Origin of the sequence: Thermogemmatispora onikobensis, assembly GCF_001748285.1 — a bacterium.
Lineage (GTDB): Bacteria > Chloroflexota > Ktedonobacteria > Ktedonobacterales > Ktedonobacteraceae > Thermogemmatispora > Thermogemmatispora onikobensis.
In genome coordinates, this window is the sequence record NZ_BDGT01000109.1 from 1 (window position 1) to 1,304 (window position 1,304).

2 protein-coding genes are annotated in these 1,304 nt (G+C 62.0%); one reads left to right on the top strand and one right to left on the bottom strand.

Going from position 1 to position 1,304, the window contains the following annotated elements; genetic code table 11:
* Positions 1-632 (bottom strand): SDR family NAD(P)-dependent oxidoreductase (locus tag BGC09_RS21970; RefSeq protein ID WP_069806336.1); only part of this gene is annotated, 632 nt, incomplete at its 3' end.
* 411 nt (positions 633-1,043) lie between these two features.
* On the opposite strand from BGC09_RS21970, the gene BGC09_RS21975 reads away from it, so the two are divergent.
* Positions 1,044-1,304, top strand: a 261-nt coding sequence (locus BGC09_RS21975) for a hypothetical protein (RefSeq protein WP_141727923.1), incomplete at its 3' end; no start/stop codon positions are given.

Below are 1,304 nucleotides of genomic sequence, written 5' to 3' on the forward strand. Positions count from 1 at the left end.
CCAGCCACGCGCTCGCGAAAGCCTGCTGGACGCGACCGAGCCCAGTCGTTCTCAATCCATCCCGGAGCAATACAATTCACGCGCAGTTGGGGCGCCAGCTCGCGCGCCAGGCAGCGGCTCAAAGCGATGACAGCCCCTTTGGCCGTGGCGTAAACCTGGCTGACGAAGCCAGGCGCTCCGTCCAGTGCGTGATTCCAGGCAACATTGAGGATGCAACCGCCGCTCCTCATGAAAGGAGCGGCGGCTCGACAACAGCGCCAGGTTCCCAATACGTCAACTTGCAGCAATCGTTCGAAGCGCTCCTCCTCGCTCAGGCCGCGTGTCTCCGAGGTATTGGCACTGGCTCCCGCGTTGTTGACCCAGACGTCAATACCACCAAGTGCCGTCTGCGCCTGGGAGACCAGGCGCTCAACCTGAGCTGACGAGCCCAAGTCGGCTTGCAAGGCCAATGCCTGGCCGCCCTGACGCTCGATTTCGCTGACCAGCTCCTGAGCAGCAGCCTGCGAGTGCCCATAGTGCACCAGCACTTTGGCCCCCTCGCGCGCAAAAGCCAGAGCCAGAGCCCTGCCCAGTCCCCGCGCCGCTCCCGTGATCACAACACTGCGCCCGTGGAATAGCTGCCCTTCGCGCATACGCTTCTTCTCCCTTCCCGTGCTTATGGCCTGCCTATCGGTCGGTCTGCCTGTCTGTCTGTCTGCTTGCTGGTAGCCTGTCAGCGCCATTGCTGGCGGGAGCGAGGAAACGGACTCTTCGCCCGCTCTGCGCCCTCAGCAAGCCAACAATTTAGCTTTTCTTTCCTGTCTGCCTGCTATTGTACTGAGGTCTGGCGGCCGCTGTCAGCTTTGAGAAAGGGGCTGCCTGGCCTGTCACTCCTTCAGCGCGCTGGCAGCTGTCTACCAGCGCCTCGGTTGCCTGCCTTATCCACATATGTTATCCTGTCTGAGGTGCCGTTTCCTCTCAGGAAGCGGCAGGCGACGATCAAGGTCGATCGTTCGCTCTAGCCAGGTTGCGCCATCCTGGCGCATGGAAGGGAGTAAACAGCGGTGACTACTCACGAGACACCTGCTGATTCATCTCGGGCAGACAATCAGCCGTCTCTGCCTGTCCAGGAGCAGCGGGCCATGATCAGGCGCCTGCGCCATGAACTCCTGCTTCGCTATCGACCTGTGTTACAACAGGGGGCGGGACCCATTCGCGTGATGGCGCGGATGGTCGCCGAGCTGAGCAGGCGCTGCCGCGAGCTCGGGCTGGACGAGGAGATCATCGCCAGCGAAATTGTCGACCGTACGATCGGCGACGTCGAT